Source organism: Nocardiopsis sp. NPDC006938, assembly GCF_042869555.1.
GTDB lineage: Bacteria > Actinomycetota > Actinomycetes > Streptosporangiales > Streptosporangiaceae > Nocardiopsis.
This window is the reverse complement of the sequence record NZ_JBIAGA010000019.1, coordinates 16506-34634: the sequence shown is the minus strand read 5'-3', so window position 1 is coordinate 34634 and position 18129 is coordinate 16506. Positions and strand designations below refer to the sequence as shown.

Below are 18129 nucleotides of genomic sequence, written 5' to 3'. Positions count from 1 at the left end.
CGGACCAGTACGGTGACGGCGGCCCGGACCTTGGAGGATCACACCGGGGTCCGGGCCGCCGCCTGTCGTGGGATCACAACAATCGGACACCGGGTCGCCTTCTTTTCACGCGCACTCCTTCAAGCGGACACCCGTGACCGCCATGATGTGGCCGCACAGACCCCGCGAATCCCCCGATCCCCGCAGAAACCGGAGCAGGCGTGTCCCCAACCCCCGCCAGACCCACGTTCCCGGCCCTCAGGAGAACCCTCGCCCCGGCGGCGGCCCTGGCGGCCGCAGCCCTGGGCGCGAGCCTGGTGGCCCCCCTGCCCGCCCTCGCGGCGGCCGACACCCCCGTGATCAGCGAGGTCTACGGCGGTGGCGGCAACAGCGGTGCGCAGCTGCGCCACGACTTCGTCGAACTGGGCAACCCGACCGCCGCCGACGTCGACCTGACCGGTTGGAGCGTGCAGTACCTGCCCGCCCGCCCCGGAACCAACACCCAGGTCCAGGTGACCCCGCTCAGCGGCTCCGTCGCCGCCGGTGAACACCACCTGGTCCGCCAGGCCGCGGGGACCGGGGGCACCACCGACCTCCCGACCCCCGACGACACCGGCAACACCAACATGTCGGCCACCGCCGGGACGGTGCTGCTGGTGGAGGGCACCGGCGCCGTCACCTGCCGCACCGCCGACGCCTGCGCCGAGGACGGCTCGGTCGTCGATCTCGTCGGCTACGGCGACGCCGTGATCCACTCCGGTACACCCGCACGCGGCGCGGGCAACACCGCCTCCGTGTCACGCGACGCCGCCTTCACCCACACGGGCGACAACGGCGCCGACTTCACCTCCGGCGACCCGACCCCCACCAACGGCGCGGGCGAGACCGCCGAGGGCCCCGGCGGCGGTGAGCCCGAGGAGCCGGTCGAACCCGGCGACCTGCGCGTCCACGACGTCCAGGGCACCACCCGCACCTCCCCGTACGCGGGGCGCCAGGTGAGCGGCCTGCCCGGCGTGGTCACGGCCGTGAACGCCTTCGGTAGCGGCCGTGGCTTCTGGTTCCAGGACCCCGAGGGCGACGACGACCCGCGCACCAGCGAGGCGCTCTTCGTCTTCACCGGCTCCACCACCCCCGACGTCGCTGTCGGCGACGAGGTCCTGGCCGCCGGACTGGTCAGCGAATACCGTCCCCAGGCGGGCGCGCAGACCATCACCCAGCTGGAGAGGGCCCGCTGGACCATCCTGTCCCGGGGCAACGACCTGCCCGAGGCGGTCCTGCTCGACGCCGACACCCTCCCCTCGACGTACGCCCCCGACCACGGCGGCGACGTCACCGACCTCGAACTCCGCCCCGACGAGTACGCCCTCGACTTCTGGGCGGCCCACGAGCACATGACGGTCCGCGTCGAGGACGCGCCGGTCATCGCGCCCACCGACGCCTACGACGCCCTGTGGGTGACCACCGACCCCGACGCGAACCCCACCCCCAACGGCGGCCAGCACTACGGCTCCTACGACGACCCCAACAGCGGCCGCGTGAAGATCGAGTCGCTGCTGGACCGGAACGTGCGCCCCTTCCCGCAGGCCAACGTCGGCGACACCCTCGCGGGCGTCACCGAGGGCCCGGTCTACTACAGCCGCTTCGGCGGCTACCTGGTCCGCGCCACCACCCTCGGCGAGCACGTCTCCGGTGACCTGGAGCGCCGTCCGGTCCGCCCCACCGCCCGCCACGAGATCAGCCTCGCCACCTACAACGTCGAGAACCTCGGCGGAGCGGACGACCAGGCCGACTTCGACGCCCTCGCCGAGGGTTTCGCGGCCTACCTGGGCTCGCCCGACATCGTCGGGCTGGAGGAGATCCAGGACAACAGCAGCGAGACCGACGACGGCGTCGTGGCCGCCGACGTCACCCTGGACCGCCTCGTCGACGCCATCGCGGCGGCGGGCGGCCCCGCCTACGAGTGGCGGGAGATCAGTCCCGAGGACAAGAAGGACGGCGGCGTCCCCGGCGGCAACATCCGCAACGCCTTCCTCTTCAACCCCGCGAGGGTCCAGTTCGTCGACGTCGAGGGAGGCGACGCCACCACCCCCGTGGAGGTCGTCGACGGCCCGCGCGGCGCCGCGCTCTCGGCCTCCCCGGGCCGGATCGCCCCCCAGGACCCGGCCTGGAACTCCAGCCGCAAGCCACTGGTCGGGCACTTCCGGGCGCTCAACCGCGACGTCTACGTGGTCACCAACCACTTCAACGCCAAGGGCGGCGACCAGTCCCTGCACGGCGTCATCCAGCCGCCGAACCGCACCAGCGAGACCCAGCGCCACCAGCAGGCCACCCTGGTCCGTGAGTTCGCCGACGAGCTCCTGGCCGTCGACCCGGACGCCAACCTCGTGGTGATGGGGGACCTGAACGACTTCCAGTTCTCCACCACCCTCGACATCCTCACCGGGGACGGCGCGCTCACCAACCCCATGGTGGACCTGCTCGGCGAGGGCGAGGGCTACAACTACAACTTCGACGGCAACTCCCAGGCGCTCGACCACATCCTGGTCAACGGCGCCCTGGCCGGACGCGTCGACTACGAGATCGTCCGGATCAACTCCGAGTTCCACGACCAGGTGAGCGACCACGACCCGCAGGTCCTGCGGATCGACACCCGGCGCAGCACCTCCCCGGGCCGGAACTAGCCACAAGGCGACGGGCGGGGCGAACCGGACCTTGAGGGACCGGCGGCGAACGGGGCGGGCACCGGTGACGGGGCCCGCCCCCTCGCGTACCGGGCGCCCTCACCGAGGGGGCGGACCGACACGTCAGCGGGGTCACTCCTCCCGGTCGCCGCGCGCCCCTATCCTGGGAGGGTCCGCAGCGCCCACCCAGGGAAGCGATGATGAACGTACTGCTCACCGGCGGTGCCGGGTACATCGGCACCCACACCGCGGTCGAACTCCTCGAGGCCGGGCACGACGTCGTCGTCCTGGACTCCCTCGTCAACAGCCACGAGGAGGCCGTCCGCAGGGTCGAGCGAATCACCGGCCGCACGGTCGCCTTCCACCGCGCCGACTGCACCGACCCCGAAGCCGTGCGCGCCGTGTTCGACCGGCACGAGATCGACGCCGTCATCCACCTGGCCGGGCACAAGGCGGTGGGCGAGTCGGTCCAGCGGCCCCTGCGCTACTACCGCAACAACCTCGACGCCCTGCTCACCCTCTGCGAGGTCATGGACGGCGCCGGGGTGCGCGACCTCGTCTTCAGCTCCTCCGCCACCGTCTACGGCGACCCCCGCAGCGTGCCCATCACCGAGGACGCCGACCTCTCGGCCACCAACCCCTACGGCGCCACCAAGCTGTTCGCCGAGCGGGTCCTCGACGACCTGGCCGCCGCCGACCCGCGCTGGCGGATCATCTCCCTGCGGTACTTCAACCCGATCGGCGCGCACCCCAGCGGCCTGATCGGCGAGGACCCCCAGGGCGTACCGAACAACCTCTTCCCCTACATCGCCCAGGTCGCGGCGGGGCTCCGTGAGCGGCTGAGCGTGTTCGGCGACGACTACGACACCCCCGACGGCACCGGAGTGCGCGACTACCTGCACGTGGTGGACCTGGCGGGCGGCCACCTCGCCGCCGTCGACCACCTCGCCGACACCTCCGGCCACCGCTACTACAACCTCGGCACCGGGCGGGGCACGTCGGTCCTGGAGGGCGTGCGCGCCTTCGAGCGGGCCACCGGCGCCCCGCTGCCCCACACCATCGTCGCCCGGCGTCCCGGCGACATCGCCGTCTGCTACGCCGACCCCTCGGCCGCCTCCCGCGACCTGGAATGGAAAGCCGAACTCACGGTGGACGACGCCTGCCGCGACACCTGGCGCTGGCAGCGCGCCAACCCCCGGGGGTTCGCGGGCTGAACCCGCCCGGGCCCCCGCACCCGCGTGCCGGGCGGCACACCCGGGCGTGCGCCCCGACCACGGGCAACGGCCTAGACTGAGGGGACATCCACTTCTTTCTGCGGAAGGTCCTCCGTCGTGTCCGTTGGTGCTGACAGCACGTTCGACACCGTCCTCGTCGTCGACTTCGGTGCGCAGTACGCGCAGCTGATCGCCCGACGGGTCCGGGAATGCCACGTGCACAGCGAGATCGTGCCCTCGACCATGCCGGTCGAGGAGATGCTCGCGAAGAATCCCAAGGCCATCATCCTCTCCGGCGGGCCGTCCTCGGTGTACGCCGAGGGCGCCCCGAGCGTGGGGGCCGAGCTCTTCGAGACCGGGGTCCCGACCTTCGGCATCTGCTACGGCTTCCAGGCCATGACGCGCGCCCTGGGCGGGGTCGTGGACCGCACCGACCTGAGCGAGTTCGGCCGCACCGCGCTGACCGCCAGCACCGGCTCGGTCCTCTTCGAGGGCCTGCCCGAGGAGCTGAGCGTGTGGATGTCGCACGGTGACTCCGTGGTCCAGGCCCCGGCCGGATTCACCAGCACCGCCAGTACCGCGGGCGCCCCGGTCGCCGCCTTCGAGGACACCGACCGCCGCCTCTTCGGTGTGCAGTTCCACCCCGAGGTCATGCACACCGAGCACGGCCAGGACCTGCTGCGCCGCTTCCTCTACGAGGGCGCGGGCTGCCGCCCCACCTGGACCATGGTGAACATCGTCGAGGAGCAGCTGGGGCGCATCCGCGAGCACATCGGCGACAAGCGCGTCATCTGCGCGCTCAGCGGCGGTGTCGACTCCGCCGTGGCCGGTGCCCTGGTGCAGCGCGCCGTCGGCGACCAGCTCACCTGCGTGTTCGTCGACCACGGCCTGCTCCGCAAGGGCGAGGCCGAGCAGGTCGAGAAGGACTTCGTCGCGATCACCGGCGCCAAGCTGAAGGTCGTCGACGCCGAGGAGCGCTTCCTGTCCGCGCTGGCCGGGGTCACCGATCCCGAGGAGAAGCGCAAGATCATCGGCCGCGAGTTCATCCGCGTCTTCGAGCAGGCGGCCCGCGAGGTCGTCGCCGAGAGCGGCGAGGACGGCGCCGAGGTCGAGTTCCTGGTTCAGGGCACCCTGTACCCGGACGTCGTGGAGTCCGGCGGCGGCACCGGCACCGCGAACATCAAGTCGCACCACAACGTGGGCGGCCTTCCCGACGACCTCCAGTTCACGCTGGTCGAGCCGCTGCGCGAGCTGTTCAAGGACGAGGTCCGCAAGGTCGGCGAGGAGCTGGGCCTGCCGTCCGAGATGGTGTGGCGCCAGCCCTTCCCCGGCCCCGGCCTGGGCATCCGCATCATCGGTGAGGTCAACCGGGAGCGCCTGGAGATCCTCCGCGAGGCCGACGCGATCGCCCGAGAGGAGCTCACCCGCGCCGGTCTCGACCGCGACATCTGGCAGTGCCCCGTGGTGCTGCTCGCCGACGTCCGCTCGGTGGGCGTCCAGGGCGACGGCCGCACCTACGGCCACCCCGTCGTGCTCCGCCCCGTCAGCAGTGAGGACGCGATGACCGCCGACTGGTCGCGCGTGCCCTACGACGTACTCGCCCGCATCTCCAACCGCATCACCAACGAGGTGCGCGAGATCAACCGGGTGACGCTGGACGTGACCAGCAAGCCCCCGGGCACCATCGAGTGGGAGTAGCGGCGCGGCGCCACCCCTGACACGAACGGGCCCGGCACACACCGTGTGCCGGGCCCGTTCACGTCGGTACGGGTGCTCAGTCCGGGAGCTCGTAGACCTTCAGGACCGTGCTCTGGGCGCCCTCGGCGTGGAGGAGCTCCAGGGTGTCGGGGCGCTCGTTCGAGGCGACGCTGAACACCAGGTCGCCGTGGGCCTCGGAGCGGGGGGAGATGGGGTCCCACAGCGACCCCAACTTCTCGACGGAGGTGGGGGTCTCCGCGCCGATCTGACGGCCCTGCTCGGTGACCAGCCGCTGCTCCGCGGAGCTGAACTGGATCTCGTCGTCCCCCAGGTTCTCCAACGACAGGTCGACGACGCAGTACACGCCCCCGCTGAGCTTGGACCGCCCGTCGATCTCGTTGCCGCACTGGAACTCGGCGCGGTACCGGACCGTGCCGTCGGGCGAGGTGACACTGCCGTCGGAGTTCGTGGGATGGGGCGGTTCGGGCCTGGCGTCACCGAGGCCGTCGTCGGTCCCGGGGCCGACGTCGTCCTGCTCCTGCCGGGTGGTCGGAGTGCCCTGCTCGGCGCCGCCCTCGGGCTGGTTGAGGACCAGTACGGCCACGACCACCAGCAACAGGGCCAGGGCGATACCGCCCGCGACCAGGCCCCAGAAGAGCCCGCTGCCCCGGCCAGGGGCCGCGGGCTGGTGCGGGGGCGGCGGCACGGGCGGCACGTACGGCTGCGGACCCCGCTGCTGCTCGGCCGGAGGGGGCACCATCGGGATGGGGCCGGTGGCGGCGGGGTGCTGCACCGGAGGCGGGCCCGCCGGGGCGGGCCGCTGCTGGGCGTGGACGGCCGGGGGAGGCCCGGCCGGATGCCCCGCCACGGGGTGTCCGGGCGGCGGGCCGTGCTGCGCGCGGGTGAAGTTGCCGGTCTGGTGCGCGGGAGGCGGCATCGGCGGCGGGGCCTGCTGGTAGGGCGGCCCGGGCACCGGGTGGCGCATACCCGTCATGGTCTGGTGCGCCGGGTGCGGCATCCCGGGCGGCATCGGGGGCAGGTTGGGCCGCCAGGACTGATGCAGCGCGTGCGAGACCATGTCGTTGGGGTTGCTGGTGTCCTCGCCGCCGGCCAGTTCCAACAGGAGGTCCTGGGCGGTGGGGCGGCGGCCCGGCTCCTTGGCCAGGGCGCGGGTCACCAGGCGGTCCAGCGGGCTGTCGAGGTCCCCGATCTGCGGTTCGGCGAACAGCACCCGCTTGCCCAGCGTCATGGCGTCACCGTTGCCGAAGGGGTGCGTGCCGTTGCCCGCGAACGCGACCAGACAGCCCCAGGCGAAGATGTCCGCCGAGGTGGTGACCTTCTCCTCCAGCAGCTGTTCGGGCGCCATCCAACCGGGGCTGCCCATGACGATGCCGGTCTGGGTGTGGTTGGTCGCGGTGTTCATCGCCCGCGCGATGCCGAAATCGATCACCCGGGGGCCGGAGAGCGACAGCAGGACGTTGGCGGGCTTGAGGTCGCGGTGGACCAGCCCGGTGCGGTGGATGGCGGCGAGCGCGGCGGCCACGCCCAGGGCGAAGCCGTGCAGCGTGGAGGAGTCCAGCGGGCCGTGCTCGGCGATGTGCTCGGCCAGGGCCGTGCCCGCGATGTACTCGGTGACCATGTAGGGGCGGTTCTCGAACGTCCCGTGGTCGAGCACCTTGGCGGTGCAGAAGGAGGCGACCTTGCGCGCGTTCTCCATCTCGTCGCGAAAGCGCGCCCGGGTCTGCTCGTCGAAGGCGAGCTCCGGACGGATGACCTTGATGGCTACCTGGTTGTTCTTCTCCGGCGTGCTGCCCAGGTAGACGGTGCCCATGCCGCCGCTGCCCAGCTTCCCGGACAGCACGTAGGGACCGATGGTGGCCGGATCTCCGGCGGCCAGCGGTTCCAGGTTCTTCGGGAGCCCATCCGACGGCAAGCGACCCTCCCCGACGGTGTCCAAACTCCGCCTTGCCCCAAGGTAGCGGTGTTTGTGCCCTGATTCCCACTCACGGACCGGATTGGGTCGTTCGGGGTCTGGGCGGTAGCTGACATGACAGTGGTGACGAACCCCGGTTCGAGGGGCCCCGCCCTCCCGGGCGCGCAGGTACGCGCCGGTGGAAGGCGGTGAACACGGCGCACCCCGGTGAGGGGTCTGTGTTCACGCAAGGTGGGGGTTCCTTTACGATTGGGGACTCGTGACCGTTGATACCACCGTAACCGTGCGGGTCCCCGCGAAGGTGAACCTCCAGTTGGCGGTGGGGCCCAGACGCGAGGACGGCTTCCACGCCCTCGTGAACGTGTTCCACGCCGTCTCGCTGTTCGATGAGGTTACCGTCAAGGCGGCGTCGCCGCGTCGGCCGCGTGCCCTCACCGCGTTGACCGCCACCGGCCAGTCCGAGTCGCACCTGGCCAGGGTGCCGCTGGACGAGCGCAACCTCGCGGCCCGCGCCGCGATCCTGCTGGCCGAGGAGACGGGCGCCGGCCACCCCGTGGACCTGCACCTGGACAAGCGCATCCCGGTGGCGGGCGGTATGGCCGGGGGCAGCGCGGACGCCGCCGCCGCGCTGGTGGCCTGCGATCTCCTGTGGGGCTGCGGCCTCTCCCGCGAGAGCCTGCTCGGCCTGGCCGCGCGCCTGGGCAGCGACGTCGCGTTCGGTCTGGTCGGGGGGACGGCGGTCGGAACCGGGCGCGGCGAACTTCTGGAGCCGATGACCAGCCCGGGGCGGTACCGCTGGGTGTTCGCGCTCTCCCCGCGCGGTCTGTCGACCGCCGACGTGTTCGGCGAGTACGACCGTCTGCGCCCCGACGCTCCCGAGCCGCGACTGGACAGCGGTCTGGAGAAGGCGCTGGCGGAGGGGGACGCGGTCGCCCTGGGCGCCTCTCTGAGCAACGACCTCCAGCCCGCGGCGCTCTCCCTGCTGCCGGAGCTCGGACGGACGCTGGACGCGGGACGCTCCGCCGGGGCGTTGGGCGCCCAGGTGTCCGGCTCGGGTCCCACGTGCGCGTTCCTGGTGGGCGGCGGGGGAGAGGACCCGGCCGTGGTCGGGGAGCGGGAGGCCGCCGTGGTGGCGGCGCTGCGAGCCACCGGGCTGTGTGAGCAGGTCATCGGGGCGGACGGGGACGTTCCTGGCGCCACCGTCGTGTGACGCGAATCACGATCTCCTCGTGGTGGGTGTGGAGCGCTCCGGCGCTTGACCTCAACCATGCTTGAGGAAGAACACTGGTGGCATGACGACGCCAGCCACCTTCTCCAGGTACGCCGACCTTCCGGCCCTGATCGGGCTCATGGAGGGTGACGAGAAGCACAACGCCGCCGCCCACTCGACCCTCGACGTCCTCTGGGTCCTCTACGACCGGGTCCTGGCCGTCTCCCCCGAGACCGCCGAGGACCCGGCCCGGGACCGCTTCCTCCTGTCCAAGGGCCACGGCCCCGCCGCCTTCTACGCCGTCCTCGCCGCCAAGGGCTTCCTCGACGTGCCCACCCTGCGCGGCTGGACCGCCTTCGACTCGCCCCTGGGTCACCACCCCGACCGCGTCCTCGTTCCCGGCGCGGAGATCGGTAGCGGTTCCCTCGGCCACGGCCTCCCCCTCGGCCTCGGCACCGCGCTGGGCCTGCGCGCCCAGGACGTGCGCCGGGCGGACGGAACGCGACCCCGCGTCGTCGTGCTGGTCGGCGACGGAGAGCTCGACGAGGGCAGCAACCACGAGGCCATCGCCGCCGCCGGGCGACTGGGCGCCGACGAACTCACCGTCGTGGTCATCGACAACGCCTCCGCCACCCACGGCTGGCCCGGCGGCATCGGCCGCAGGTTCGAGATCGAGGGCTGGGAGACCCGCGAGGTCCGGGCCCGCGACCACGACGCCCTCCACGACGCCTTCACCCGCGAGCACACCGGACGGCCGCTGGTCGTCGTCGCCCGCGTCCGCAACGGAATCTGAAAGCGAGTCAGGTCATGCGTGACACCTTCGCCGCCGCCGCCCACGAGGCGCTCGACAACGACCCCCGTACCGCCGTGGTGCTCGCCGCCATCTCGGCGGGGATGTTCCGCCGCGCCGCCGCCCGCCACCCCCGGAGGGTGATCGACCTCGGCATCCGCGAGCAGGCGATGATCGGCGTCGCCGGGGGCCTGGCGCTCTCCGGAATGCGCCCCATCGTGCACAGCTACGCGCCGTTCCTGGTCGAACGGCCCTTCGAACAGCTCAAGATCTCCCTCGGCCACCAGGGCGTCGGCGCGATCCTGGTGAGCATCGGCGCCTCCCACGACACCTCCTCCGAGGGCCGCACCCACCAGGCCCCCGAGGACGTCGCCGTGCTGGACGCGCTCCCCGGCTGGACGGTCCACGTGCCCGGCCACCCCGACGAGGTCCGCGCCGTGATGGAGGCCGCGGTTCCCGGGGACGACCTGGTGTACCTGCGGCTGTCCACCCAGACCAACCGGACCGCGATGCCCGTGGGGCCCCGCCTCACCGTGGTGCGCACCGGCTCCTCCCGCTCCGCCGGGGTGGTGGTGGCGGTGGGGCCCATGCTGGACCGGGTTCTGGAGGCCACCGCGGGGATGGACGTCACCGTGGCGCACACCTCCACCGTGCGCCCCTTCGACCACGAGGGCCTCAGCGCGCTCGCCGGGGCGGCGGGCAACGCCGACGTGCTCATCGTGGAGCCCTACCTCAAGGGGACCTCCGCCCACGAAGTGGCCGAGGCCCTGTCCGACCGCCGCCACCGGCAGCTCTCCCTCGGGGTGTCCCGACGTACCGAGGTGCGCGGCTACGGCACCGCCGCCGACCACGACCGGGTCCACGGCCTGGACACCGAGGGAATCGCGAAGTCCGCCCGCGACTTCTTCCTGGTGTAGGGCGGACCCGGACGCGGGACCGCCGACCGACCCGCCCGGGGCCTCGCGTGGTGCGGCCCCGGGCGTTCCCCGGGGGACGGCGCGGTCCGCGCACCGTCGCGGGGGCAGCACAATGGAGGGTGATGACGAATCTGGTCAACCTTCAGGACGTGTCCCTGGCCTACGGGCCGCTCGTACTCCTCGACGAGGTGTCCCTCGGCGTGGACGAGGGCGAACGGATCGGGGTGGTCGGCCGCAACGGCGGCGGCAAGTCCACCATGATCTCCGTGCTCGCCGGGCGCACCGAACCCGACTCCGGCCGGGTCGTGCACAACCGCGGGCTGCGGGTCGGCTTCCTGCACCAGCGCGACGACTTCCCCGACAGCACCGTCGGCGAGTTCGTGCTGGGCGATCGGGCCGAGCACGAGTGGGCGGGGGACGCGCGCATCCGCGACATCCTCCGGGGTCTGCTCGGCGGTTGGGACCTGAACACGCCCATGTCCGGGCTGTCCGGCGGCGAGCGCCGCCGCTCCGGGCTGGCGCGCCTGCTGGTGGACGACCACGACCTGATCATCCTGGACGAGCCCACCAACCACCTCGACATCGAGGGCATCGCGTGGCTGGCCGAGCACCTGCGCGGCCGCCCCGAGGCCCTCGTGGTCGTGACCCACGACCGGTGGTTCCTGGACGCCGTGACCACCCGCACCTGGGAGGTCGGGCGCGGCACGGTCGAGCGCTACGAGGGCGGGTACGCCGCCTACGTGCTGGCCAAGGCCGAACGCGACCGCCAGGCCGCGGCCGAGGAGGACCGCCGCCAGAACCTCATGCGCAAGGAGCTCGCCTGGCTGCGCAGGGGAGCGCCCGCGCGCACGTCCAAGCCGAAGTTCCGCATCGAGGCGGCCAACCAGCTCATCGCGAACGAGCCGCCGCCGCGCGACTCCGTGGAACTGGTCCGCTTCGCCAGCTCGCGGCTGGGCAAGACGGTCATCGACCTCAAGAACGTCTCCGTCGCCATCCCCGACCGCACCCTGCTGGACGAGCTCACCTGGCAGCTGGGTCCCGGCGACCGGGTCGGGCTGGTCGGCGTGAACGGCGCGGGCAAGTCCACCCTGTTGAAGATCCTCGCCGAGGAGCGCGCCCCGGACTCCGGCAGCGTGCGCACCGGCCGGACCGTCAAGCTGGCGCACCTGTCCCAGAACGTCGTCGAGCTCGACCCCACCGCCCGGCCCCTCCAGGCCGTCATGGACGTGCGCGAGCACATCACCATCGGCAAGCGCGACTACACCGCGAGCCAGATGCTGGAGAAGTTCGGCTTCCGGGGCGAGCGCCAGTGGACGCCCATCGGCGACCTGTCCGGCGGTGAGCGGCGCAGGCTCCAGCTGCTGCGCCTGCTCATGGACGAGCCCAACGTGCTGCTGCTGGACGAGCCCACCAACGACCTCGACATCGAGACCCTCACCGAGTTGGAGGACCTGCTCGACGGCTGGCCGGGCTCCCTCGTGCTGGTCAGCCACGACCGGTACTTCCTGGAGCGGATCACCGACCGCGTGCTCGCCCTGATGGGCGACGGCACCCTCGCGTTCCTGCCCGGCGGGGTCGACGAGTACCTGGAGCGCCGCGAGGCCGGCGCGGGTGAGGTCACCGTTCCGCTGGGCGCCTCCGAGACCGCCGTCCAGGAGCCCGCGGCCGCCCCGGCGGTGTCCCAGGCCGAGCGCCGCGCCGCACAGAAGGAGATGCAGCGCGTCGAACGGCGGATGGACAAGATCGCCAAGCGTGAGGAGCGGCTGCACGAGCTGATGGCCGCCGCCGCGGAGGACTACACCCGGCTCGCCGAACTCGACGCGGAGGCCAAGACCCTCGCTTCGGAGAAGGAGGAGCTGGAGATGGTCTGGCTGGAGCAGGCCGAGCTGATCGGCGACTGACCCCCCCCCGGGGGGACGCACACCGTCGGGCGGAGGCGGGGCGGGGCCCGGCCGCCGTAGGCTGCTCGCAGGGCGTGTACGGTCCCCAACCCAGGAGGAGACGCCATGGCTGACCTGGACGAGATCCCGGTGACCCTGATCGACGGCCGCGAGACCACCTTCGGCGAGTGGTCCGGGAAGGTGCGCCTGGTGGTGAACGTGGCCTCCCGGTGCGGGCTCACGCCGCAGTACGGCGCCCTGGAGGCACTCCAGGAGCGCTACGCGGACCGCGGGTTCACCGTGATCGGGTTCCCCAGCAACCAGTTCCTCCAGGAGTTCGGGGGTGAGGAGAAGATCGCCGAGTACTGTTCGACGACCTGGGGGGTGACCTTCCCGATGACCGCCAAGGTGAAGGTCAACGGACGCGGCCAGCACCCCCTCTACGCGGAGCTCACCCGGGCTCCGGACGCGCAGGGCCAGGCCGGACGGGTCAAGTGGAACTTCGAGAAGTTCCTGGTGCTCCCGGACGGCACCGTGCACCGCTTCCGGCCCGCGACCGTGCCCGACGCCCCCGAGGTCGTGGAGCTCATCGAGGCGTCCCTGCCCCGTGCCGCCTAGCGGACGCGTTCGAGGAAGGCCTCGGCGATCGTCCGGGCCCCGGCCGGGTTGGTGTGGATGTCCGGGCCCCGTTCGGTGTCGCACATCCAGGTGAGGTCGCAGACGCGCTGGAGGTTGGCGGGCAGGCCCGTGGTGCTGTCGGCGGGCACCTCGGTGTCGGCGTCGTCGAAGGCCTCGGCCACGTCGGCCACGTCGATGCCCGCGGCCTCGTAGGAGTCGGTCAGCGACGTGTTCACCCGGTCGAGGAGCCGCGTGCTGCGTGCGGCCCCCGGGGAGTCGACGAGCGCCAGCGCGAGGAACGGGTTGTAGTAGGTCATCCCGACGATCCGGGTGTTCGGTCCCGCCGCCTCGACCAGCCGGTCGGCGATCACCGGTACCTCGGTCTCCAGGCGTTCCAGGCCGTCCTCGACGCAGTCCTCGTCGATCGTGCCGGCGTCGTTCACACAGCCGGTGAAGTTGTTGCCGCCGATGGTGAGGGTGACGAGGGTGACCGCGTCGCCGTTGTCCCTCAGGAACTCCTCGGCCTGGTCGAGCTGGGACCCCGCCTCGTAGCGGTCGTCGCACCGGGGGAGGCCTCCGCCGACGAAGGTCGTGGTGTCCTCCCCGCCGCAGCCCATGCGCTCGTGTCGCAGGGTGGAGTCGGTGTCCCGCAGCGCGGTGTACAGGAGGTCGGTGTAGCCCTCGGAGGTCTCCTGGGCCCGCCCCCGCTCGTCGGGCTGTACGCCCACCGTGAGGGAGTCGCCCAGGGACAGGTAGTGGTGCGGTGTCGCGGCCGGTTCCCCGGTGTCGTCACCGGAACAGCCCGCAACGACGAGGGCGGCGGCGACGGCGGCGGTCCAACGGATTCCCACGGTTCCCAAGGCGCTCTCCTGTCGGGAGGTGACGGGCGCCCCCGGGGTCACCCTTGCGGGCCGGACGGGGTCCTGTCGAGGGGCGCGAGAAGGCTTCTCAGCAACGATGCCAGCTGTTCGCGCTCGGCGGCGGGCATCGGCGCGAGAAGGGTCTCCTCGTAGCTGAGGAGGGAGGCCAGGGCGGCGTCGATCCGCTCGGCCCCGCGTTCGGTCAGGCGTACCAACACGCCGCGCTTGTCGGCCGGGTCGGGGCGGCGGCGGACGAGTTCGGCGGCGGCCAGCCGGTCCACGCGGTTGGTCATGGTTCCGGAGGTGACCAGTGTGGCGCGCAACAGGCGCCCGGGGCTGAGCTCGTAGGGCGGGCCGGAACGCCGGAGCTCGGCCAGGACGTCGAACTCCCAGGGCTCCAGGGCGTGCTCGGTGAAGACGGTGCGGCGGGCGCGGTCGAGATGGCGGGCGAGCCGGGACACCCGGCTGAACACCTCCAGGGGTGTCACGTCCACGTCCGGCCGTTCGGAGCGCCACGCCTCGATCAGCCCATCCACCTCATCGCGCATGGGAACAGCATATCTCTTGACATCAAGATAGTGGGGCGGGTATACGAAGTACACCCGCCCCACTGGCGACCAGGGACGACACCGGTCCTGTGGTCGGCGCCACAGGGGGTCAGCCCGAGCGCCTCCCGCGCGTGTCCAGCCTCGGCTTGGACTCCAGCGCGGAGAGACCGTTCCAGGCCAGGTTCACCAGGTGCGCCGCCACCACCTCGCGCTTGGGCCTGCGCACCTCCAGCCACCACTGGCCGGTCAGCGCCCACATGCCCACCAGGGCCTGCGCGTACATCGGCGCGAGCGCCGGGTCGTAGCCGCGTTCGGCGAACTCGTCCGCCATGATGTGCTCGACCTGGCTGGCGATGTCGTTGATCAGACTCGCGAAACTGCCGGTCCCGGAGGCCACGTGCGAGTCACGGGTGAGCACCCGGAACCCCACGCTGTCCTCCTCGACGTAGCGCAGCAGGGCCAGGGCTGCCTTCTCGATCTTGCTTCGGGCGTGGTCGGCGGTGAGGGCCTCGCCCATCATGTCCAGGAGCGTACGCATCTCCCGGTCCACGACGACGGCGTAGATGCCCTCCTTGCCACCGAAGTGCTCGTAGACCACGGGCTTGGACACCCCGGCCCGCGAGGCGATCTCCTCGACGGAGGTCGCGTCGAACCCTCGTTCGGCGAACAGCTCCCGGCCGATCTCCAACAGCTGTTGCCGACGCTCCTTGCCCGTCATGCGCTTTCGGCGCACGCGGGTCCCCTGCTCGCTGTCGGCTGCTCCCATGATGGTTACCGATCCTAGACCTTGACCCGCTTGGCGGCGAGTCGTTCGTTGTTGGGCCAGCGCACCTTGGTGGCCCACCCGAACTTCTCGAAGATCCAGATGATCCGGGCGGAGATGTCGATCTGGCCCTTCAGCACACCGTGGCGGGCGCAGGTCGGGTCGGCGTGGTGCAGGTTGTGCCAGGACTCGCCGAACGACGGGATGGCCAGCCACCACACGTTGCGGGAGCGGTCGCGGACCTCGAAGTTCTCCTCGCCGATGGTGTGGCAGATGGAGTTGATCGACCAGGTGACGTGGTGCAGCAGCGCGATGCGGACCAGGCTCGCCCAGAAGAACGCGGTGACCGCCCCCCACACGGACATGGTGACCAGGCCGCCGATGGCGGCGGGGGCGAAGAGCGAGAACAGCACGATCGGGAGGAACAGCTTGTCGACGAGGACGACGTCCTTGTCCTTGAGCAGGTCCGGGGTGAAGCGGCGCGGCGAGGTCTTCTTCTCGTCCAGGTACATCCACGCCATGTGGGCGTAGTACATGCCCTTGGCCACGGACTTCCAGTCGTCGCCGAAGCGCCACGGCGAGTGCGGGTCGCCCTCGGCGTCGGCGTACTTGTGGTGGCGCCGGTGGTCGGCCACCCACTTGATGACGCTGCCCTCGATGGCCATGGAGCCCGCGACCGCCAGCGCGATCCGCAGCGGGCGCTTGGCCTTGAACGAGCCGTGGGTGAAGTGGCGGTGGAAGCCGACCGTGATGCCCAGGCCGCTGATCACGTAGAAGACGGTGGCGATGACGATGTCGGTCATCGACAGGCCCCAGCCCCAGAAGAACGGCACCGCGGCGAGCAGGGCGATCAGGGGGACGAAGACGAACGCGAAGACGGTGTAGCGCTCGGCCTTGCCCCGGAGTTCGGGCTCGTACTCGGGGATCGCCTCGCGCCTGGGCGCGTCGGCGGCGGTACCGGTGGGCGTCACGGCGCCATCGGTGGGCACCTCGGGGGCTGCGGTCATGGGTCTTGCACACCTCGTCACGGAGAACGTCGTCGCCGGTCGGGACGGCGTCACGGGCACCGGAGTACCCGTCGGGACGGCCCAACCTATTCCTACGTAACCGTAACCTACGACCCCGTAGGTTTGGCAAGCCCCCGGGGGGAGGCGCTATGTTGGTGTCGAACGTCCGGGCCGGTGCCCGGAGCGTTCCCGGATGATGTAATCGGCAGCATCTGGGGTTTTGGTCCCCATCGTCCAGGTTCGAGCCCTGGTCCGGGAGCTACCCAGCCGTCCCGCGACCGGCCTCCCACGGAGGCCGGGACGCACCCCGCACCGCGCGGGAGACGACGGCGGCGCAACTCACACCCGCGCCCGGCCCGCCCGCCCCACCGGGCGTCCGCCGGGCCGCCGCGCGCGGCGGGCCTCACGTGCCTGATGGGCGCCGGTGACGCGCATGTATCCTTCCCATGTCGGCCGCTGGTCATCCGACGGCCGCCCGCGCGGCATGCGGGTCGCGCCGCCGAAGGGTGAGCCGACGTTCATATGCCAGCTATCACGAGGGGTCTCCTCCAGTGAGCGTGAACCGTCCGGCTGCCGTGATCATCCTCGCGGCGGGTGAGGGCACCCGAATGAAGTCGAAGCTTCCCAAGGTCCTTCACGAACTCAACGGCCGCAGCATGCTCGGCCACGTGCTCCACGCGTCCCAAGAACTCGAACCCCGCGACACCGTGGTGGTCGTCGGCCACGCGCGCGACCGGGTGAGAGCCCACCTGGCGGAGACGGCCCCGCAGGCCGTCACGGCCGTGCAGGAGGAACAGAACGGCACCGGCCACGCCGTGCGCATGGCCGTGGAGGACCTCGCGGCCAAGGGCGTGGAACTCTCCGGAACCGTCGTCCTCACCTGCGGTGACACCCCGCTGTTGCGCGGCTCCACACTCGCCTCGCTGGTCGCGGCGCACGAAGAGGAGGGCAACGCGGTCACCGTGCTGTCCGCCCGGGTCCCCGACCCCCACGGCTACGGCCGCATCGTGCGCGACGCGGACGGCGCCTTCACCGCGATCGTCGAGCACGCCGACGCCACGCCCGAGCAGCACCTCGTCGACGAGATCAACTCCGGGATGTACGCCTTCGACGGCGCCCTGTTGAGCCAGGTCGTCAAGCGCCTGTCCACGGACAATGCCAAGGGCGAGGAGTACATCACCGACGCGGTCGCCCTGCTGCGCGGCGACGGCCACCGGGTGGACGCCTGGAGCGCCGAGGACTGGAACGAGGTCCAGGGCGTCAACAACCGGCTCCAGCTCTCCGAGGCACGCCGCGTCCTCAACGACCGGGTGCTGGCCGAGCACATGCTGGCCGGGGTCACCGTCATCGACCCCGCCTCGACCTGGATCGACGTCCAGGTCCGCGTCGGGCAGGACACCGTGGTCGAGCCGGGCACCCGCCTCCGGGGCGCCACCGTCATCGGCGAGGACGCGCTGATCGGCCCCGGAGCCGCGCTGACCGACACGGTCGTCGGCGACGGCGCGAAGGTCGTGCAGACCACCGCCGACGGCGCGGAGATCGGCCCGGAGGCCACCGTCGGCCCCTACACCTACCTCCGGCCGGGCACCCGCCTGGCCGAGCGGACCAAGGCCGGAGCCTTCGTCGAGGTCAAGAACTCGAACGTCGGCACCGGCTCGAAGATCCCGCACCTGACCTACGTCGGTGACGCGGACATCGGCGTGGGCAGCAACATCGGCTGCTCCTCGGTGTTCGTCAACTACGACGGGGTCAACAAGTCCCGGAGCACCATCGGCGACCACGTCCGCATCGGCAGCGACAACACCATCGTCGCGCCGGTCACCGTGGGCGACGGGGCCTACTCCGGTGCCGGGACCGTGGTCCGTGACGATGTCCCGCCCGGTGCCCTGGCGATCTCCGAAGGACACCGGCAGCGTAACGTCGAGGGCTGGACGCGGCGCAAGCGTCCGGGAACTCCGCCCGCCGAGGCGGCGGAGCAGGCGGAACGGCACAGAGCCGACACCGCGAACAAGCAGTGACTGTGGGGGAGAA

General features: G+C 71.7%; 14 protein-coding genes. 9 read left to right on the top strand and 5 right to left on the bottom strand.

What is annotated here, in order from left to right:
- Positions 1–200 precede the first annotated feature (200 nt).
- The 3 genes from ACFYL4_RS23565 (at position 201) to guaA (ending at position 5572) form a co-directional block, all read left to right on the top strand.
- The gene (locus tag ACFYL4_RS23565) at positions 201–2660 is read left to right on the top strand and encodes an endonuclease/exonuclease/phosphatase family protein (protein WP_387521061.1); all 2460 of its coding nucleotides are present in this window, start codon (positions 201–203) and stop codon (positions 2658–2660) included.
- Positions 2661–2860: 200 nt separating this feature from the next.
- Entirely contained in the window at positions 2861–3874 is a 1014-nt protein-coding gene (gene galE / locus ACFYL4_RS23560) for a UDP-glucose 4-epimerase GalE (protein WP_387521058.1), read from the top strand.
- Between the two features lie 117 nt (positions 3875–3991).
- Entirely contained in the window at positions 3992–5572 is a 1581-nt protein-coding gene (gene guaA, locus ACFYL4_RS23555; protein ID WP_357766375.1) for a glutamine-hydrolyzing GMP synthase, read from the top strand.
- Positions 5573–5648: 76 nt separating this feature from the next.
- On the opposite strand, the gene ACFYL4_RS23550 is transcribed toward guaA, so the two are convergent.
- Entirely contained in the window at positions 5649–7505 is a 1857-nt protein-coding gene (locus tag ACFYL4_RS23550) for a protein kinase (RefSeq protein ID WP_387521055.1), read from the bottom strand.
- A gap of 259 nt (positions 7506–7764) precedes the next feature.
- On the opposite strand from ACFYL4_RS23550, the gene ACFYL4_RS23545 reads away from it, so the two are divergent.
- The 5 genes from ACFYL4_RS23545 to ACFYL4_RS23525 all read left to right on the top strand — a co-directional run bounded on the left by ACFYL4_RS23545 (position 7765) and on the right by ACFYL4_RS23525 (position 12920).
- On the top strand, positions 7765–8715 hold the full coding sequence (locus tag ACFYL4_RS23545; RefSeq protein ID WP_387521051.1) for a 4-(cytidine 5'-diphospho)-2-C-methyl-D-erythritol kinase: 951 nt from the start codon (positions 7765–7767) through the stop codon (positions 8713–8715).
- Between the two features lie 82 nt (positions 8716–8797).
- Positions 8798–9508, top strand: coding sequence for a thiamine pyrophosphate-dependent enzyme (locus ACFYL4_RS23540; protein WP_357766366.1), 711 nt, complete (start codon positions 8798–8800; stop codon positions 9506–9508).
- A 14-nt stretch (positions 9509–9522) separates the two neighbouring features.
- Positions 9523–10422: a transketolase family protein gene (locus ACFYL4_RS23535; RefSeq protein ID WP_387521049.1), complete on the top strand. Its 900-nt coding sequence runs from the start codon at positions 9523–9525 to the stop codon at positions 10420–10422.
- Between the two features lie 122 nt (positions 10423–10544).
- On the top strand, positions 10545–12323 hold the full coding sequence (locus tag ACFYL4_RS23530; protein ID WP_387521046.1) for an ABC-F family ATP-binding cassette domain-containing protein: 1779 nt from the start codon (positions 10545–10547) through the stop codon (positions 12321–12323).
- A gap of 105 nt (positions 12324–12428) precedes the next feature.
- On the top strand, positions 12429–12920 hold the full coding sequence (locus ACFYL4_RS23525) for a glutathione peroxidase (RefSeq protein WP_357766357.1): 492 nt from the start codon (positions 12429–12431) through the stop codon (positions 12918–12920).
- On the opposite strand, the gene ACFYL4_RS23520 is transcribed toward ACFYL4_RS23525, so the two are convergent.
- From ACFYL4_RS23520 to ACFYL4_RS23505, 4 genes are all read right to left on the bottom strand, one after another.
- Positions 12917–13771: an SGNH/GDSL hydrolase family protein gene (locus tag ACFYL4_RS23520; protein WP_387521180.1), complete on the bottom strand. Its 855-nt coding sequence runs from the start codon at positions 13769–13771 to the stop codon at positions 12917–12919. The genes ACFYL4_RS23525 and ACFYL4_RS23520 overlap by 4 nt on opposite strands.
- A 47-nt stretch (positions 13772–13818) precedes the next feature.
- Positions 13819–14328: a MarR family transcriptional regulator gene (locus ACFYL4_RS23515; RefSeq protein WP_357766354.1), complete on the bottom strand. Its 510-nt coding sequence runs from the start codon at positions 14326–14328 to the stop codon at positions 13819–13821.
- 109 nt (positions 14329–14437) lie between these two features.
- Positions 14438–15094 carry a TetR/AcrR family transcriptional regulator gene (locus ACFYL4_RS23510; protein ID WP_357766352.1) on the bottom strand — a complete coding sequence of 219 codons (657 nt, stop codon included), beginning with the start codon at positions 15092–15094 and terminating at the stop codon, positions 14438–14440.
- Positions 15095–15108: 14 nt separating this feature from the next.
- On the bottom strand, positions 15109–16098 hold the full coding sequence (locus ACFYL4_RS23505) for an acyl-CoA desaturase (RefSeq protein ID WP_387521043.1): 990 nt from the start codon (positions 16096–16098) through the stop codon (positions 15109–15111).
- 551 nt (positions 16099–16649) lie between these two features.
- Between ACFYL4_RS23505 and glmU the strand changes: the two genes are divergently transcribed.
- Positions 16650–18116: a bifunctional UDP-N-acetylglucosamine diphosphorylase/glucosamine-1-phosphate N-acetyltransferase GlmU gene (gene glmU, locus ACFYL4_RS23500; RefSeq protein WP_387521041.1), complete on the top strand. Its 1467-nt coding sequence runs from the start codon at positions 16650–16652 to the stop codon at positions 18114–18116.
- The last annotated feature ends 13 nt before the right edge of the window (positions 18117–18129 follow it).

Excerpts from the sequence above, each read along its gene's own strand:
- ACFYL4_RS23510 (WP_357766352.1), bottom strand. The coding sequence starts at position 15,094 with ATGGGAGCAGCCGACAGCGAGCAGGGGACCCGCGTGCGCCGAAAGCGC.
- ACFYL4_RS23540 (WP_357766366.1), top strand. The coding sequence starts at position 8,798 with ATGACGACGCCAGCCACCTTCTCCAGGTACGCCGACCTTCCGGCCCTG.
- ACFYL4_RS23505 (WP_387521043.1), bottom strand. The coding sequence starts at position 16,098 with ATGACCGCAGCCCCCGAGGTGCCCACCGATGGCGCCGTGACGCCCACC.
- ACFYL4_RS23535 (WP_387521049.1), top strand. The coding sequence starts at position 9,523 with ATGCGTGACACCTTCGCCGCCGCCGCCCACGAGGCGCTCGACAACGAC.
- galE (WP_387521058.1), top strand. The coding sequence starts at position 2,861 with ATGAACGTACTGCTCACCGGCGGTGCCGGGTACATCGGCACCCACACC.
- ACFYL4_RS23515 (WP_357766354.1), bottom strand. The coding sequence starts at position 14,328 with ATGCGCGATGAGGTGGATGGGCTGATCGAGGCGTGGCGCTCCGAACGG.
- ACFYL4_RS23525 (WP_357766357.1), top strand. The coding sequence starts at position 12,429 with ATGGCTGACCTGGACGAGATCCCGGTGACCCTGATCGACGGCCGCGAG.
- ACFYL4_RS23530 (WP_387521046.1), top strand. The coding sequence starts at position 10,545 with ATGACGAATCTGGTCAACCTTCAGGACGTGTCCCTGGCCTACGGGCCG.